This window comes from Halomicrobium zhouii, from assembly GCF_900114435.1.
Classification (GTDB): domain Archaea; phylum Halobacteriota; class Halobacteria; order Halobacteriales; family Haloarculaceae; genus Halomicrobium; species Halomicrobium zhouii.
In genome coordinates, this window is sequence record NZ_FOZK01000004.1 from 99869 (window position 1) to 115989 (window position 16121).

General features: G+C 68.0%; 16 protein-coding genes. 11 read left to right on the top strand and 5 right to left on the bottom strand.

The genetic code is table 11. From position 1 onward, the window contains the following. The first annotated feature begins 113 nt into the window (after positions 1-113). The 6 genes from BM337_RS17565 to BM337_RS17590 all read left to right on the top strand — a co-directional run bounded on the left by BM337_RS17565 (position 114) and on the right by BM337_RS17590 (position 7343). Positions 114-1247 carry a PstS family phosphate ABC transporter substrate-binding protein gene (locus BM337_RS17565; RefSeq protein ID WP_089818372.1) on the top strand — a complete coding sequence of 378 codons (1134 nt, stop codon included), beginning with the start codon at positions 114-116 and terminating at the stop codon, positions 1245-1247. Between the two features lie 67 nt (positions 1248-1314). Next, positions 1315-2424 carry a phosphate ABC transporter permease subunit PstC gene (gene pstC / locus BM337_RS17570; RefSeq protein ID WP_089818374.1) on the top strand — a complete coding sequence of 370 codons (1110 nt, stop codon included), beginning with the start codon at positions 1315-1317 and terminating at the stop codon, positions 2422-2424. Continuing rightward, positions 2421-4607, top strand: coding sequence for a phosphate ABC transporter permease PstA (gene pstA, locus BM337_RS17575; RefSeq protein WP_089818376.1), 2187 nt, complete (start codon positions 2421-2423; stop codon positions 4605-4607). Before pstC ends, pstA begins: the two co-directional genes overlap by 4 nt. Before the next feature lie 11 nt (positions 4608-4618). After that, positions 4619-5608 (top strand): phosphate ABC transporter ATP-binding protein PstB, encoded by a 990-nt coding sequence (gene pstB, locus BM337_RS17580; RefSeq protein WP_449271697.1) that lies wholly within the window; start codon positions 4619-4621, stop codon positions 5606-5608. Between the two features lie 2 nt (positions 5609-5610). Then, positions 5611-6600, top strand: coding sequence for an AbrB/MazE/SpoVT family DNA-binding domain-containing protein (locus tag BM337_RS17585; protein ID WP_089818380.1), 990 nt, complete (start codon positions 5611-5613; stop codon positions 6598-6600). A gap of 440 nt (positions 6601-7040) precedes the next feature. Further along, on the top strand, positions 7041-7343 hold the full coding sequence (locus BM337_RS17590; RefSeq protein WP_218155589.1) for a hypothetical protein: 303 nt from the start codon (positions 7041-7043) through the stop codon (positions 7341-7343). Between the two features lie 188 nt (positions 7344-7531). Here the strand turns inward: BM337_RS17590 and BM337_RS21280 are convergent, their stop codons facing one another. Next, positions 7532-7678 carry a hypothetical protein gene (locus BM337_RS21280; RefSeq protein WP_177227663.1) on the bottom strand — a complete coding sequence of 49 codons (147 nt, stop codon included), beginning with the start codon at positions 7676-7678 and terminating at the stop codon, positions 7532-7534. 75 nt (positions 7679-7753) lie between these two features. On the opposite strand from BM337_RS21280, the gene BM337_RS20775 reads away from it, so the two are divergent. Together BM337_RS20775 and BM337_RS20780 are read left to right on the top strand one after the other, a co-directional pair. Beyond that, positions 7754-8068: a hypothetical protein gene (locus tag BM337_RS20775; RefSeq protein ID WP_143117750.1), complete on the top strand. Its 315-nt coding sequence runs from the start codon at positions 7754-7756 to the stop codon at positions 8066-8068. Between the two features lie 9 nt (positions 8069-8077). Beyond that, entirely contained in the window at positions 8078-8686 is a 609-nt protein-coding gene (locus tag BM337_RS20780; RefSeq protein ID WP_143117751.1) for a hypothetical protein, read from the top strand. A 250-nt stretch (positions 8687-8936) separates the two neighbouring features. On the opposite strand, the gene BM337_RS17600 is transcribed toward BM337_RS20780, so the two are convergent. Both BM337_RS17600 and BM337_RS17605 read right to left on the bottom strand, forming a co-directional pair. Then, positions 8937-9467, bottom strand: a complete 531-nt coding sequence (locus BM337_RS17600) for a DUF421 domain-containing protein (RefSeq protein ID WP_089818384.1) — start codon at positions 9465-9467, stop codon at positions 8937-8939. Continuing rightward, positions 9464-10462 (bottom strand): two pore domain potassium channel family protein, encoded by a 999-nt coding sequence (locus BM337_RS17605; RefSeq protein ID WP_089818710.1) that lies wholly within the window; start codon positions 10460-10462, stop codon positions 9464-9466. The genes BM337_RS17600 and BM337_RS17605 overlap by 4 nt, the downstream gene beginning before the upstream one ends. 245 nt (positions 10463-10707) lie before the next feature. On the opposite strand from BM337_RS17605, the gene BM337_RS21285 reads away from it, so the two are divergent. Further along, positions 10708-10869: a hypothetical protein gene (locus BM337_RS21285; RefSeq protein ID WP_177227665.1), complete on the top strand. Its 162-nt coding sequence runs from the start codon at positions 10708-10710 to the stop codon at positions 10867-10869. Continuing rightward, the gene (locus BM337_RS17610; protein ID WP_143117752.1) at positions 10866-11222 is read left to right on the top strand and encodes a DUF8147 domain-containing protein; all 357 of its coding nucleotides are present in this window, start codon (positions 10866-10868) and stop codon (positions 11220-11222) included. The genes BM337_RS21285 and BM337_RS17610 overlap by 4 nt, the downstream gene beginning before the upstream one ends. Positions 11223-11261: 39 nt before the next feature. Here BM337_RS17610 and BM337_RS17615 read toward each other — a convergent pair whose 3' ends face one another. Continuing rightward, on the bottom strand, positions 11262-11771 hold the full coding sequence (locus BM337_RS17615; RefSeq protein WP_089818388.1) for a universal stress protein: 510 nt from the start codon (positions 11769-11771) through the stop codon (positions 11262-11264). Between the two features lie 266 nt (positions 11772-12037). Between BM337_RS17615 and BM337_RS17620 the strand changes: the two genes are divergently transcribed. Then, entirely contained in the window at positions 12038-13429 is a 1392-nt protein-coding gene (locus tag BM337_RS17620; RefSeq protein WP_089818390.1) for an ATP-binding protein, read from the top strand. Here BM337_RS17620 and BM337_RS17625 read toward each other — a convergent pair whose 3' ends face one another. Then, positions 13430-16054, bottom strand: coding sequence for a cation-translocating P-type ATPase (locus tag BM337_RS17625; protein ID WP_089818392.1), 2625 nt, complete (start codon positions 16052-16054; stop codon positions 13430-13432). Positions 16055-16121: the final 67 nt, after the last annotated feature.

The following is a 16121-nucleotide window of genomic DNA, read 5'->3' on the forward strand; positions in this document are numbered from 1 at the left end:
CTGTATATAGATCTCATAGTAGAACGTGCCCCACCGAGCGGAAGGTACCCCTCCAGATCGGGCCGTACACCTCATATGAACGTTCATATCCGTACTCCCACCCGTCTCAGGTGATGACGCGTGACCAGCGTCCGGACGACGTATCGCGGCGGAAATTCATCCTGGCGACCGGTGCGGCGGGGACGGCGGCGCTCGCCGGGTGCTCGGGTGGCAGTGGGAGCGAGTCGACGCCGACGCCGCGCGTCGAGCAGGAGACGGTCGTCAAGACCGTCACTCGCGACGCCGACGGGTCCGACTCGGACTCCCAGCAGATCCCCTCGCTGACGGCCGACGGGTCGTCGACGGTGTACCCGATCACGAACCTGGCGTCCTCGCTGTGGAACGGCAACCCGCCCGCGGACGACCAGGAGTACTGGGGCCCCGGCCAGTACGACATCGACACGGACCAGAACCTCGCCGACTACTGGGCCGGGCTGTACGGCTTCGAACCCACTGAGGAACGCAGTGTACCGCCCTTCCAGACGCAGGTGGCCCTGAGCCACTCCGGCACCGGCGTCGAGGGCGTGATCAACGAGCGCGTCGACATCGGCGACGCCAGCTCGACGGCCGGATCCATCCTCGGCGAGGACCACGAGGCGATGGACGACATCGTCGACCACGTCGTCGGCGTCGACGGCCAGCCGATCGTCGTCAGTCGTGAGATCCGCGAGGCCGGCGTGACCCAAGTGACGGGCGACGAACTGCGCGCGATCTACAAACAGGAGATCACCAACTGGAGCGAACTCGGCGGGCCGGACAAGGACATCTACGCGATCGGCCGCGCGGAGGACTCGGGGACCGACACGGCGTTCCGTGCCAACCTCTACGGCGACCCGGACGCACCCATCGAACCGGACACGCGCAAGGGCCAGAACCAGCAGGTCGCGACCCTGGTCGAGCAAAACGACAACGCCATCGCGTACATCGCGCTGGCCTTCGTGGAACCGGACGGCGCGACGCCGCCCATCGGCCTCGAACTCGACGGCACGCTCTACGAGTACGGCAAGAACCTCGGGTCGAAGGGCTATCCGCTCAGCCGCGACCTCCACTGCTACACCTTCGAGGGGACCGACAACCGGGAGAGCGCCTTCATCAACATGATCCTCTCGGAGTTCGGCCAGCAGTACTTCGTCGAGCCCAACAACTACTTCAAGCTCCCGCCGGCGCGGCGCGAGGAAGAGCGAGCCAAACTGGCAGACCAGGCCTGAGAGGCCCGGACCGGCTATCGGATCCGCGCTACCCTCGCGGGTAGCGGTCTCACGATTTTCACTCATCATGCTCGAAATACGTACGAAGACGTCGCAGGCAGTGCCGTGGTTCCGGAACCGGGCGGTCTCGATGGTCCGAACCGCGACTGACATGGACCGGGTGAGCCTGGTCGTCGCGACGGCACAGATACTGCTGATCACCGGAACGTTCGCTGGCTTTATCTTGCAGTCCACGTGGACGACGACGCTCCTGTACGGGTTCCTGGTCGTCGCGGGGATCGGCTGGGTCGGCCGGCAGGCGCTGACGGCGAAGGTGACGACGTTCCTGATGACCGCCGCGACCCTCTCGACGCTCGGACTCATCGCCGTCTTCCTGGTCCTGGAGGCGATTCCCATCTTCCGCCACGCCGGCTTCGGCATCCTCTGGCCGTTCGGCTCGAACGCGTGGAGCACCTCCCAGGGGCAGTTCTCGCTCGTCCCGATGATCTGGGGCACGGCGCTCACGACGGCCGTCGCTATCCTCGTCGCGGCGCCGTTCGGGGTCGCGGGCGCGCTGTTCATCAGCGACGTCGCCCCGGACTGGCTCCGCGAGATAGTCAAACCCGGTGTCGAACTGCTGGCCGGGATCCCGTCGATCGTGTACGGGTTCATCGGCTTCACCGTCATCAACCCGTACATCGGGAACCTGCTCTCGATCAACCCGGGCGCACTCGTCGCCATCGGACTCGTCATCGGGTTCATGGCACTCCCGACAGTCGTCTCGGTGGCCGAGGACGCGCTCTCGGCCGTGCCGGAGGCGATGAAGGACGGGTCGGTGGCGATGGGCGCGACGGACTGGCAGACGCTGAAGAGCGTCTCGATCCCGACCGCATTCTCCGGCGTCTCGGCCGCCGTCCTGCTCGGGGTGGGTCGCGCCATCGGCGAGACCATGGCGGCGACCGTCATGATCTCCCACAGCCGGCGGCTGCCGAGGCCCGAGCTGTACAACGTCTTCGACAGCACCGAGACGCTGACGACGTTCATCGCCGCCAGCTACGGGCACGTGACGCCCGGACAGCTGTTCTGGAGCGCGCTGTTCGCGGCGGGCGTCGTCCTGCTCGTCATCGTGACCGGGCTCGGCATCGTCTCGCAGCTGATCCAGCAGCACATGCACCGTAAGCTGGAGGGGAGCCAATGAGCGAGGCCTACGACCGGCGGCTCGTCGACGACGGCGGCGCGGCTTACGAGCGATTCGCGACGGGCGTGGTCGCGGGCTCGTTCGGCGTCTTCGTCCTCGCACTGGGGGCGCTGTTCGGCTGGGTCCCCGTCGAGGGACGCGTCGGCGGCGTCCCGGCGGCGACCGCCTTCGGCGGTGCGACCGTCGCGCTGGGGGTCGCGACCGGCTGGCTGGGGCTGCGCTCGCGGCGGGGCGGCACGGAGACGACGCCGGACCGCTCGCCGGGACTCGCCGTCGGTCTGGTTCACGCCGTTCTCTGGGCCGTCACCGCCGGCCTGGTCGCGAGCAACAGCCTCGGCCTCGGAGGCGCCGGCTGGCTCGCTGCGGTGCCGGTGGGCGCACTCGCCGGCTATCTCACTATCGCGTCCAGGGAAGACGTCGGGGCGACCGTCCCGACGGGCCTGTTCGCCTGTCTCGTCGGCGCCCTCTTCCTCTCCGGCGTGATCACGCCCGCGTGGGCGTGGAACGTCGCCGCCTTCGAAGCGACGTTCCCCGGGACGATCGTCGTCCCCCTGCTGAGCATGCTCGGCGCCCTCCTCACCGCCTGGGCGTCGGCCTCGGCCGCGGAGGGATTCGGCACGCGCGGCAGGCAGAGCGGGGCGTTCCTGCTCATCTCGCTCGTGGTGCTGCTCGTCCTCTCGGTCCTCGCCTTCCTCGTCGTCTTCGTCGTCGAGCGCGGCCTCGCCGTCGTCGTCGAGAACGCGACCGTCGGCGCCGTGACGGCGCTCGCCGTCGTCGGGACCGCGCTCTTCGTCCTGGTGCGGTCCGGCCGGCTCCGGCCGACCATTGCGGACGGGACCGACCGGGTGGTCGCGTTCGTCCGGCTCGCGCTCGCGGTCGCCCTCGCCCTCGGCTGTCTGCGGCTCGTGACCGCTATCGCCACGAACAGCGCGATCTCGCGGGCGACGATCACGGTCGAGCCGACGACGACCCTCGGTGCGGTCCCCGGCCTCGTCGCCGGCGCCGTCCTCCTGGCAGTCGCCCGCCAGTCGGGGCGGTCGTGGACGCCCGACTCCGACGTCGGTCGTCGACTCGACGTGGGGCTGCGGTTCGGTGTCGTCCTCCTCGGTGCGACCGTGCTGGTCGAGGGCGTGACCGGGACGGCACTCGCCGCCGGCCGCGTCGGACTCGTACCGGTGCTCGCGCTGGTCGTCGGCGGCGTCTCGCTGGGCTCGCTCGCACTGGGCAGCGCGGCGCGCCCGTCGGGTGCCGCCGACCGCCTGGCGTGGACGCCGCCGGGATGGCGCGCCGGCGGTATCGCGCTGTGGGCGTTCGTCTTCGTCTGCCTCCACGTCGCGGTCACGGGAGCGCCCGTCGGCTGGGGGCCGGTCGGCGTCGGCGGCGGCACCCTCGAGTGGCCGTTCGTGATGAACCCCTCGCAGGGCCTCGGCATCCAGAAGGGAGTCATGCCGGCGATCCTCGGGACCGTCTGGATCGTCGTCGGCGCCGTGACGTTCGCCGTCCCCCTGGCCGTGGGCGCCGCCGTCTACCTCACCGAGTACGCGGAAGACAGCGCGTTCACCCGCGCGGTCGACGTGGCGACGAACGGCCTCTGGAGCACGCCGAGCATCGTCTTCGGACTGTTCGGCCTCGCCTTCCTCGTCCCGCGCTTCGGCGGGACGCCGTCCATCTTCGCCGCACAGCTGGTGCTCGGGTTCATGCTCCTCCCGCTCGTGCTCATCACGAGCCGGGAGGCGATGAAGAGCGTCCCCGACGAGTACCGGGACGCGAGCGCCGCCCTCGGCGTCTCGCGGTGGGAGACGATCCGGAGCATCGTCGTCCCCGCGGCGATGCCGGGCGTGGCGACCGGCGTCATCCTCGGCGTCGGGCGAATCGCCGGCGAGACGGCGCCCCTCCTGCTCGTCCTCAACGGCCCGAACTTCCCCAACGCGGCGCCGGGCGTCCTCACGAGTTTCACGTTCGAACTGGGAACGACGCCCCCGTTCGTCCACGTCTCGAACCCCGCACTGCTCGAACGGGCGAGCGCGCTCCCCTACCAGCTGTACGCGGTCATCACCGCGGGCGTCGGTGCCGAGGAGTCCTTCGGCTGGGGGACGACGCTCGTCCTGCTCGGCGTCGTCGTCGGCTTCTTCGCGATGGGCATCGCCACCAGACGCTACTTCAGGCAGAAACTACACCAATGACGAACTCGACTGTGACAGACGACACGGCGGCTGAACGGATCGACCCCGACGAAACGGCGGCGGCCGACGACGCGACGGCGGCCGACGGAACGGCGTCGCGCACCGAACCGACGACGGCGATCGACCAGTCGGCGACGGCCGATACGACGACGACCGGCGAGTCGGAGGAACGGACGGACCCGGCCTGGCGGACGTACTCCTTCCCCGGCGATCCCGTCCTCTCGGCCGAGAGCCTCGACGTCTGGTACGGCGACGACCACGCGCTCCGCGACATCTCGATCGAGATCCCCGAGCGGAGCGTCACCGCGCTCATCGGCCCGTCGGGGTGTGGCAAGTCGACGTTCCTCCGCTGCCTCAACCGAATGAACGACCGGATCAAGAGCGCGCGCATCGAGGGGACCGTCTCGTTCGACGGCGAGAACGTCTACGCGGACGGGACTAACCTGGTCGAACTCCGCAAGCGGGTCGGGATGGTGTTCCAGCACCCGAACCCCTTCCCGAAGTCGATCCGCGCCAACGTCGCCTACGGCCCGCGCAAGCACGGCGACATCGAGCGCGGCCTCGTCCCGAAACTGCTCGGCCGGGACGAGCGGGAGAAGGAAGACGAACTGGTCGAGCGCTGTCTCCGCGACGCGGCCCTCTGGGACGAAGTGAAAGACCGCCTCGACGACAACGCGCTGGGGCTCTCGGGCGGCCAGCAGCAGCGCCTCTGCATCGCGCGCTGTCTCGCGACCGACCCCGAGGTCATCCTGATGGACGAACCGGCCTCCGCGCTGGACCCCATCGCCACGGCGAAGATCGAGGACCTGATCGAGGAGCTGGCCGAGGAGTACACCGTCGTCGTCGTCACCCACAACATGCAGCAGGCCGCCCGGGTCTCCGACCAGACCGCCGTCTTCCTCACCGGCGGCGAACTCGTCGAGTACGGCGACACGGACCAGATATTCGAGAACCCCGAGAGCCAGCGCGTCGAGGACTACGTCACCGGCAAGTTCGGGTGACCATGGAGACCCGCAAGATCCAGATCGCCGGCGGGACGACGTACACGGTGTCGCTCCCCAAGGAGTGGGCCAGCGACCACGACCTGGAGGCGGGCGCGCGGGTCCGCGTCCATCCCTACGAGGACGGCTCGCTGCTCGTCCAGACGGCGGGCCACGCCGAGTCGGAGCGCGATCCGCTGCGTCTCGCCCCGACCGACGCGTCCGTCGAGACCCTCCGGCGTCAGGTCCGGGCCGCGTACGAGACTGGCCGGGAGGCCGTCGAAGTGACCGGCGACGCGGTGGCGGCCGCAGACCAGCGCGCGCTGCGAGACGTCGCGGCGTCCCTCCTCGGCGTCGACGTCGTCCAGCGCTCCGGGGACCGAGTCCGCTACCGGAGTCTGCTCGACGCCAGTACCGTCTCGCTCGAACAGTCGCTCCGCCAGCTACAGTTCGTCGCCGACTCGGCGCTCGGCGACGCCGCGTCGGCCCTCGTCGACGAGGACCGTTCCCCGCACCGGATCGAGGAGCGCGCCACCGAGGCGGGCCGGCTCGCGGCACTCGTCGGTCGACAGTTCGTCCGTTCGCTCGACGACCCGGCCGTGCTCGACGACCTCGGCGTCGAACGGACGACGCTGTTCGACTACCACGCTGCGGCGACCGAACTCGAACGGATCGTCGAGCACGCTACGACCGTCGTGACGGTCGCTGGACGGCGACGGACGCCGGTTCCCGAGGACGTCGCCGAGACGCTCGTATCCACGGCTGACGACGCCCGTGACGGTATCGAGCGGTCGATGAGCGTCCTGCTCGACGGCGGCACCGCCGCGACCGCCTGCGACGTCCTCGACGACTGCGAGCGCGTCGACGTCGCGCAGTTCGACCGGCTCGACGACGACGCGCCGGCGTGGCTCGGCGTCGTCTTCCGATCGCTCGTCGACGCGGTCGAGGCCAGCGGTGCCATCGCGGCGGTCGCGCTCCGGGCGGCGCTCAGAGACGGGGAGTACGATCAGTGAGCGGCGTGGGAATTAGCCGCCGTCGTCGTCGGTGACGGTCGCCTCGACGTAGACCAGGTCGCGGCCGTCCGCCGGGATGGATGCGCAGTCGGCGTCGAGTTCGACCCGTGCGGGCTCGCCCGCCGTCTGGAGTCGGTGTTCGGCGACGACCTCGCCGTCTTCCTTCGGGACCGCCCGGTAACGTCACCTTATCCGACAAATACGTCCAGAGATACCGGTCTATTTCGGGGACGGAGCGGTGGTTCAGGACCTCTCGAACGTGCGAGACGTCACCATATGGATCCGTCACGAATGTATTTACTCAATAGTGAGTAAGTCTTATCTACGTCAGGGGCTCCCGCTCTAGTAATGCGAATAACAGTCCCCTACGATCCCCGCGCCGCCCCCGAGTCTCGTGCCGAAATCACCGCCGTCACACCCCCAGCCGAGGTAAGCCAGCGATGATGTGGCAGGATCTGGTCTTCATGGCCGGGAGTTCCCTCTCGCTGTTCTTCCTCATGCCGACGCTGCGCGACTCGATGGCCCACGTCCCCCTCGGCACGTCGCTCCCGTCGGCCACCATCGGCTTCGTCTACGGCGGGACGTTCCTCTCGCTCGGGATGACGTTCTCCGCGATCGGCGCGATGTGCACGGGCGTGATGTGGAGCGCCATCGCGACGCTCCGGTCCCCCAATCCGCTGCCGTTCTTCGACGACGAGGAGGAGTCGGCGACGCCGAAGGCCGCCGCACCGAACGCCGACTGACCCCGGCAGCACCTGCCGTCACGTTTTCGCGATCTCGTCGTTCGGTCCGTCGACGTTCGTCCGGCCTGATCCGTAGCGAAGTGACTGACGGGCGGCGGAACCTGCGGAAATTCGACGAGGCGTCGTCGAACCCCCTCGTGGAAGACGGAAACGGCGCCCGGGAACGAACGGCGACTCGGCGAGGGTCGTCAGTTGTTCCCGGTGAACTGGCCCTGCTCGTCGCGTTCCTGCTCCTGAGCGGAGTGCTTGCCGCCGCGTGACCGGGCCTCCTGGGTCAGGCCCTGGGTGTTCCCCTGGCCGCCCTGACTGCGCTGGTCGCTCTGCTGGCGGTACATCTGCTGCTGGCCGCCACCGCTCTGGCTCCGCTGGTTGCTGCGCTGCTGATTCTGCTGGCCGCCCTGCTGCTGACCTTGCTGCTGGCCGCCCTGCTGCCCGCCGAACTGCTGTCCCTGCTGTCGCTGCTGACCGCCCTGCTGTCGCTGTTGACCGCCGTACTGCTGCTGACTGCCTTGCTGGCCGTACTGCTGTTGTCCACCCTGGTGGCCGGTGAACTGGCCCTGCTGGTCCCGCTGCTGGGACTCGGCCGAATGCTGGCCACCGCGGCTCTGTCCCTGGTGTCCGCCGAACTGCTGTTGACCGCCACGCTGGCTCTGCTGTCGCTGACTGCCCTGCTGCTGTCCTCCCTGGTGACCGGTGAACTGGCCTTGCTGGTCCCGCTGCTGTGACTGCGCGGAGTGCTGACCACCGATGCTTCGGCCCTGCTGCCCGCCGAACTGCTGTCCCTGTTGGCCACCCTGCTGGCTATACTGCCGCTGACCACCCTGCTGCCGTCCCTGCTGGCCTTGCTGCTGGGGTTGCTGGCTCTGCTGCTGTTGTCCACTCTGGTGGCCGGTGAACTGGCCCTGCTGGTCCCGCTGCTGGGATTGGGCCGAATGCTGGCCACCGATGCTCCGACCCTGCTGACCGCCGAACTGCTGTCCCTGCTGTCGCTGCTGACCGCCCTGCTGTCGCTGTTCACCGCCGTACTGCTGCTGACCGCCCTGCTGCTGGGAGTGTTGGCCCTGCTGCTGTCCGCCCTGGTGGCCGGTGAACTGGCCCTGCTGGTCCCGCTGCTGGGACTGCGCGGAGTGCTGGCCACCGCGAGAACGGCCCTGTTGCTGGCCGCCCTGCTGTTGATCGTACTGTCCGCCTCGGCCCTGGTTACGCTGTTCGTGTGGACTCATTGTATCGTACCTCGTTGTCGTGCCAGCGGGAACACCGCTAGCGCGTGGGGCCGTCCACGTGTGGACGACCCGCGTGTGACGGAATGGGTGAAGCCCAGAAATACGACCGAGACCGTTTAGTCGAGAATGATTCTATTATCGACCGCGGGTTCTGATCACTCCGATTCGAGTCCAGAAAGGCGGTCGTACTGGAACTGTCAGCGGGACGGATAGCCCCAGTACCCGGAAGAGTGGGAGAAAGACGTCGTTTCTCTCCCGAAGGAAGGCACCACTGGAACGGACAGCGCCAGCGAGGCGAAAGCCCACCCGATCACTGGAACGTGACTGCCCGACGAACGCGGCGAGGGGACGGGATCCGAGCTTCCCTGGGTCACTCCCAGAGCTGTTCTTCCAGTTGCTCGCCGAACGACGGCTCGTCTTCGACGGATCCGATGACGGAGAACTCGCCGCTGGATTCGAGGACGACGGCCTCGACCTCGTCGACGGAGCCGAACTGCTTCTTGCGAACGGCGCTTTTGATCTCCGACTCCGTGACGCGCTGTTGGCGCATGGCCCTGTCGACGAACTCGCCGCGGAAGTACAACAGGGCGGGCGGGTTCGTGACGACGCGTCTGAAGAAGGGCCACCGGATCTGGATCCAGGTGACGACGTACTGGAGCGCCACGAGGAGTCCGAAGGCCACGATGGCCTCCGAGAGCGCGACGTCCTTGGCCGTCAGCGCGCGGCCGAAGACGGAGCCGATGGCGACGGTCACGATGAAGTCGAACGCGTTCATGCTCGAGAGCGTTCGGCTCCCCGAGAGACGGAGGAAGAGCACGAGCGCGACGTACATCGAGACGCCGACGACGACGATTCGGACGAGCGGGTTCCAGCCGGAGACGAAGAAGGTGACCTCGGTCATGAGTCTATGGGGGGCCAGTGCCAGGCGTCGGCGGTCACGGTCGCGAGCAGTTTGCGGCGGCGGACCGCCAGCTCGTCGAGCGCGTCGGCGAACTCGTCGTCGGAGACGGTCGGGACTCCCTCGTCGCGAAGCCGGTCGAGATCGGGGGGTGGCGGTGCCTCGTCGGCCGGGTCGATGAACGCGTTGTCGAGGGTCTCCAGGTAGTTCTGGCTCGCCGACCGCGCGTTCTCCACGAGGACGGTGTCGGGCTGGTCCTCGTCCAGAACGCCGAACCGGAGGACCGTCATCGACTCGTCGAAGACGGCGACCGCCATCGCGGAGGCGTGCTTGGCCTGTTCGCTGTGGTAGTAGTGGAGGATCGGGTAGGACTTGTGCTGGTCTGCGAGCGTGTCGAGCCGTGAGGCGAGCGAATTGAGCGGGAGGTGAAGTCCGTCGAAGTCTTCGCCGTCCCACGCCGAGCAGACGACCGTCTCGCTTTCCGCCCCCATCCCGGAGACGCTACTCGCGAAGGAGCGCTTGTTCGAGACGGCCCCGAGGACCGAGAGCACGTAGGAGACGCCCATCGTCACGAACAGCATACCGCTGGCGGTCGTGAGCGACGCGGCAATCTGCCAGATCCCCGCCGGGGGGTAGAAGTCGCCGTTCCCCATCGTGAACATCGTATAGGCGACGAAGAAGATCCGGCCCGACCAGGTGACGGGGACGTCGTCGCGAGCGGCCAGCAGCGCGTTCTCGCCGCCGGCGAAGACGAGCGTCCAGCCGCCCCAGATGAGGCCGACCCACGTGACGAGCGTCAGCGTCAGGATGATCGGCCCGGCGAGGCTGAGCGCCCGGGACCGCGTGTCACCGATCCGCCGGAGTCCGCGCCAGGTCCACGTCGTCAACCGCGCCGAGAGCGGGCCGGAGCCGCCGTCGACCCAGAGCGTCGTCCAGAGGATGTCGACGATGGTGACGACGAGCAACACCAGCCCGACGACGAGATACAGCGGTCGTATCGTCTCGGCCCCCTGTAGCGGGACGAGGTCCACTGTCACCCCGGAACCGTAGGCGGCCGACGGGACGAGTCCCAGCGTGTCCGCGAACATTCTCACGCGGGCGTAGGTGCTTGACGTGCAAAATGTTAGCGAAGCAACCAATACGTTCGTCGCAGGCGCGCTGCCGTCCGCGGCGCCGTCTGGGCGTACGCACTGTTGCTCGGCTACGCGCTCGTCGTCTCCGGGCACGTCGCCGACGGGGCGCAGTGACCGTCGGCGTCGAATCCACGCTCGTGGAGGCCGAAAACGCCGCGGAAGAGCTATATGGCCGCTTCCGAAATCGGAAGTCGATCATGGTCCCGACACGACACCGCCTCGCTCGCTGTCGGTTCGTCCGCGAAGCCGTGCTCGGGAGGTGGACGGGATGAGGCTCCGAAACGTCGCACTCGTCGTCGCGAGTGGCCTCGCAGCGTTCCTCGCCGTCGGCGTCGCGGTGACCGAACTCCTCCGTCCGTCGATCGAGTTCTCCCTGTTCGTCGGCCTCCCAGCGGGAGTCGTCGCCGGCGTCCTCGTCTCTGCGGGCGTGTACCTCGGCCTCGGGGACGAGACGTCCACAGGGCGACGGCGCGTCGCGCTCGCCGCCGGTGCGTTCGGCGGTGTCTTCCTCGCGGTGCTCCTCGTCGCGGCGGGACTGTTCGGACTCGGTACCCTGACGGCACTTGCGTTCGCGACGCTCTCCGGCGTCGCGGCAGCCGTCGCCACTTCCGTTCGGAGTTCGTGACCGTCCGCGGTTTGCGGCCGTGGAATGGCGATCGGGTCGTCACTCGGGGAGGAAGAAGTCCGACTTCGGCTGCCGTCGACTGGCCGCTCCCCTGAGCCTGGCGGACTTGGCGGGGCCGCTGTGGCGGACGATGACGACGTCGTAGGCCTCGTCGGTCGCGACGCTCCCACCGACGCTACTGATCGACGTGACGAGGCGGCCGGCGTTGTCGCTGCCGACGAACACCATCGACGCGTCTTCGCGCTTTGCGACCTTGCGGATCCGCTTCGAGATGGCGCCGGACGGCGCGTACCGGCCGACGACGAAGTGGCGGAAGTCGGCGCTCGGACACAGGTCGGACACCTGGCCGTGTATCTTCGAGACGACGGCGGACCGGTCGAACGCCTCGTCGGAGTCGATCCAGTCGCGTTCTCTCGCGTAGTCGACGTTGCCGTCCGGGATGACGGTGACCGCCACCACGGACTCGTCGAAGACGACGCCGAACTGGTCCGCGCGAAGCAGCGCCGCCTCGGAGAGTTCCGAACCGTCGAACGGGACGACGAGGGTCATATCGGCTGTTTCGTCCGCCGTCCCAAATAGATACGAGTCGATCGCCGCGCCGCGAGAACGGGCTTTGCTAGATGGCGATAGCGAACGTGCCGTCGACGAGGCCTCGGTCCCCGTGACCATCAGCAAGTGACCGGCGCCCGGGCAATTAACCAATTCCAAAATAGCCTATTTCAAAATAGCCTATTTCAAAATAGCCTATTCTAGATTAGCCTATTTTGGAATTGGTTATTCGAAACGGCTTTCCCCCGTCGCTCCCGACGAGACGTATGGAACGATTCGTGAATCGGGAAGATGAACTCTCGCGGTTACGGGAGTGCTACGGATCTGCCGACGCCGAGATGGTCGTTCTCTTCGGCCGCCGACGTCTCGGGAAAACGGAACTCGTCCAGCACTCTCTCGCCGACCGGGAAGACGCCGTCGTCTATCAGGCCACGGAGACGACGTCACAGGTACAACTCGACGAGTTCGTCGACGTCGCCGCCGATACGTTCCCCGGAATCACGGACATCAAACAGAACTGGGAAGCCCTCCTGGGGTATCTGGGCGACCGCGACGGTATCGTCGTCCTCGACGAGCTTCCCTACCTCATCGACGCCGACGGGAGTCTTCCGTCGGTCATCCAGCGGTTGTGGGACCAGCGATTCCAGGACACCTCGGGGACGCTCGTGCTGGTCGGGTCGTCGATCAGCATGATGGAAGAAGCGACGCTGCTCGGAAACAGCCCCCTGTACGGCCGATTCACGGAGAAACTGGACCTCCGGCCACTCGACTTCTCCGCGGCACAGGCGTTCGTTCCGGACGACTACTCCCCCGAAGAGCGAATGTTGACGTGGGGGATCTTTGGTGGTATTCCGTACTACCTGGATGGCGTCGATTTCGATCGAGACCTCGGAACAGTCCTCACCGAAGAAGTGCTCTCACAGAAGGGCTACCTCCACAACGAACCGGAGTACGTCCTCCGGACCGAACTCAGAGAGCCGAATCGGTACTTCGCCATCCTCACCGCGATAGCTGCAGGGAAGGCGACGTCGAACGAGATCGCACAGGCGGTGGGGATCGACGGCAAACAGATCTCGACGTACATGCAGAAGTTAGAACGGTTACGGCTCGTCGAGCGTGAGGTCCCGGTCACCGAAGAGAAAGCGAAGTCACGCCGCGGACGCTATCGAATCCTGGATCCCCTGTTCCGCTTCTGGTTCCGCTTCGTCTACGGTACGGAAGATCGATACGAACGTCTCGGCGAGGATGCCTACGAGGCAGTCGTCGAACCGGAACTCCCGGACTTCGTGAGCCAGGAGTTCGAGCGGCTCTGTCAGGACGCGCTACCCGACCTGTACCCGGAGGAGACGTTTCTCGACATCGGGCGGTGGTGGTACAAGGAACACGAGGTCGACGTCGTCGGGTTCACGACGGGGAACACGATGGTCGTCGGCGAGTGCAAGTTCACCAGCGCTCCGCTCGATTACAGCGCGCTCACCTCGCTCGAAGATCACGCGTCGGAAATTCGGTGGACCCCCGACGGCGGCGACGTCGATACGGAATACGCATTGTTCACCCGTAGTGGTGCAACACAGGCCGTCCGGGAAGCCGTGTCCGAGCGTGACGACCTCCGGCTGTTCGACCTGGACGACCTCACGCGACGCGGCAGGGGACGCTAGTTACCCGTTAGTTCCCCGGTTCGCCGACTGCAGACGCCGGACGCCGAGGGCGACCAACAAGTACCCCGGGAGGGCCACGGCCAGCACGGCCCCGATCAGGCTCCAGTCGGCCGGGCCGAGCGGAACCGTGCCGAAGTAGTCGGCCAGCGGCGTGTACAGGACGGCGATCTGTAACGTGATCGAGCCACCGACGGCCGTCGCGAGCCACCGGTTCGACAGCGTCGGCGTCTCGCGGAGCCAGCGGATCACGTACAGTTTCTCGAACTCGAGGAAGACGAAGCCGGTGAACACCATCGTCATCGCGTACGGCGTGACCGCCGGTGCGCCGTCGAGCGTGACGACCAGCAACGCGAGCATGACGAGCGTCGAGATGGTGCCCGTGCCACCGACGAGCGCGAGCATCCCGCGGTCGACGATGCCGCTGTCCGGATCCCGCGGCGGCCGTTCCATGACGTCGCCGCTCTCCGGGTCGGCCCCGAGCGCGAGCGCTGGCAGGCCGTCCGTGAGCAGGTTGATCCACAGCAACTGGACCGCGGGGAGGACGAGGTAGCCGAACAGGGACGCGAGGAAGACGATGGCCACCTCGGCGACGTTGGCGCTGAGCAGGTAGCCGACGAACTTCCAGACGTTGTCGAAGATGGCCCGCCCGCGCTCGACCGCCCGTTCGATGGTGGCGTAGTTGTCGTCGAGCAGGATGACGTCGCTGGCCTGCTTGGCGACGTCGGTCCCCCGGATTCCCATCGCCACGCCGACGTCGGCGTTCTTCAGCGCCGGCGCGTCGTTGACGCCGTCGCCCGTCATCGCGACGACGTGGCCGCTGGCCTGGAGCGCCCGGAGGATCCGGACCTTGTGTTCCGGCGACGTGCGTGCGAACACGTCGACCGACTCGACGCGCTCCCGGAGTGTCTCGTCGTACATCGCCGCCACCTCGCCGCCCTCGAGCGCGGACGTTCCCAGACCGAGGGACTCGCCGATGGCGGCGGCGGTCCGGGCGTTGTCGCCGGTCACCATCTTCACGTCGATGCCGGCGCGCTTCGTCGCGGCGATGGCGTCGGCCACCTCCTCCCGGGCCGGGTCGATCATCCCTACGAGACCGAGGAACGTCAGGTCCGGGTCGACGGCGTCTTCGCCGAGGGTCGTGGGGTCGTCAGTAGTCGCCACGGCGAGCACGCGGAGCGCGTCGTCGCCGAAGGCCTCGACCTGCTCGCGGATCCGGTCGGCGCGCTCCTCGGTCAGGTCGGCGGGACCGTCCGCAGTGAGAACCCGCGAGGCCATCCCGAGGACGACTTCCGGGGCGCCCTTGACGTAGGCCGCGTCGCCGTGGACGGTCCCCATCCACTTGCGCTCCGACGAGAACGGAACCTCGTCGGTTCGGGGGTGCTGCTCGCGCAGTCGGTCGACGTCGTACCCGTGGTCCGCGGCGGCCGCGACCAGGGCCTGTTCGGTCGGGTCACCCTCCTCAAGCGTGGCGTCGTTGCACAGCGCGCCGGCCCGCAGGAGCAGGTCGACGCGGTCGCCATCCCTCGCGATACGGTCGTCGTCCTCGCTGATCTCCTGGTCGTCCGACGAGGCGTCCACGTCGATCACTGCGTCGTTCACCCAGAGCCGGCTGACGGCCATCCGACCCTCGGTGAGCGTCCCGGTCTTGTCCGTGCAGATGACGTCGACGGCGCCGAGCGCCTCGACGGCGGGCAACCGGCGGATGAGCGCGTTCTCGTCGGCCATCTTGCGGACGCCCAGCGCGAGCGTCAGCGTCACCACCGCGGGCAGCCCCTCCGGGACGGCGGCGACGGCGAGCGAGATGGCCGTGAGACCGGCCTGGATCGGCGGCGTGTCCCGGAGGAGCAACAGCGGAATGACGAGCGCCGCCAGCACCACGACGCCGATGCCCAACGTCCGCCCGAGCGCGTCGAGTTCTTCCTGGAGCGGCGTGTCGGTCTCCTCGGTACTCGCGAGTTCGCTGGCGATGGCGCCGACTTCGGTGTCCATCCCGGTCGCCGTGACGACGACGGCGCCCGACCCCCGCGTCACGTTCGTGCCCTTGTAGGCCATCGACTCGCGCTCGGCCAGCGGTGCGTCGGTGGCGACCGGTTCGGTGGACTTCGAGACCGGTGCGCTCTCGCCGGTGAGCGCCGACTCGTCAGCCTCGAGGGAACTCACCTCGACCACGCGCCCGTCCGCGGGGACGACGTCACCCCCGGTCAGTTCGACGACGTCGCCCGGGACGAGGTCCGTCGCGTCGACGTCGACCGACCGGCCGTCGCGCCGGACCGTCGCCGTCGGCGCGGTCAGCTCTCGCAGCGAGTCGAGGCTCTCCTCGGCGCGGTAGTCCTGGACGAAACCGAACAGCCCGTTCGCGACGACGATGACGGCGATGAGCACCGCGTCGACGGTGTGGCCGGCCCACACGGAGAGGCCGGCCGCGGCGACCAGCACCCAGATGAGGACGCTGTCGAACTGGGCGACGAAGATGTCGAGCGCCGTCCGCTCGCTCCCCCTGGCCACCTCGTTCGGGCCGTGTTCCCGGAGCCGGCGGTCGGCCTCCGCCGCCGAGAGCCCGTCCCGGTCGCTGTCGACCGACGCGAGGACGTCGTCTGCCGACTCCTCGTGCGGTGACTGAGACACGGTGTGACTGTCTCGCCCGGGGTGTATGTAGGTTGGCCGCAACTCGGTATCGGCGGTTGCGCGGCTC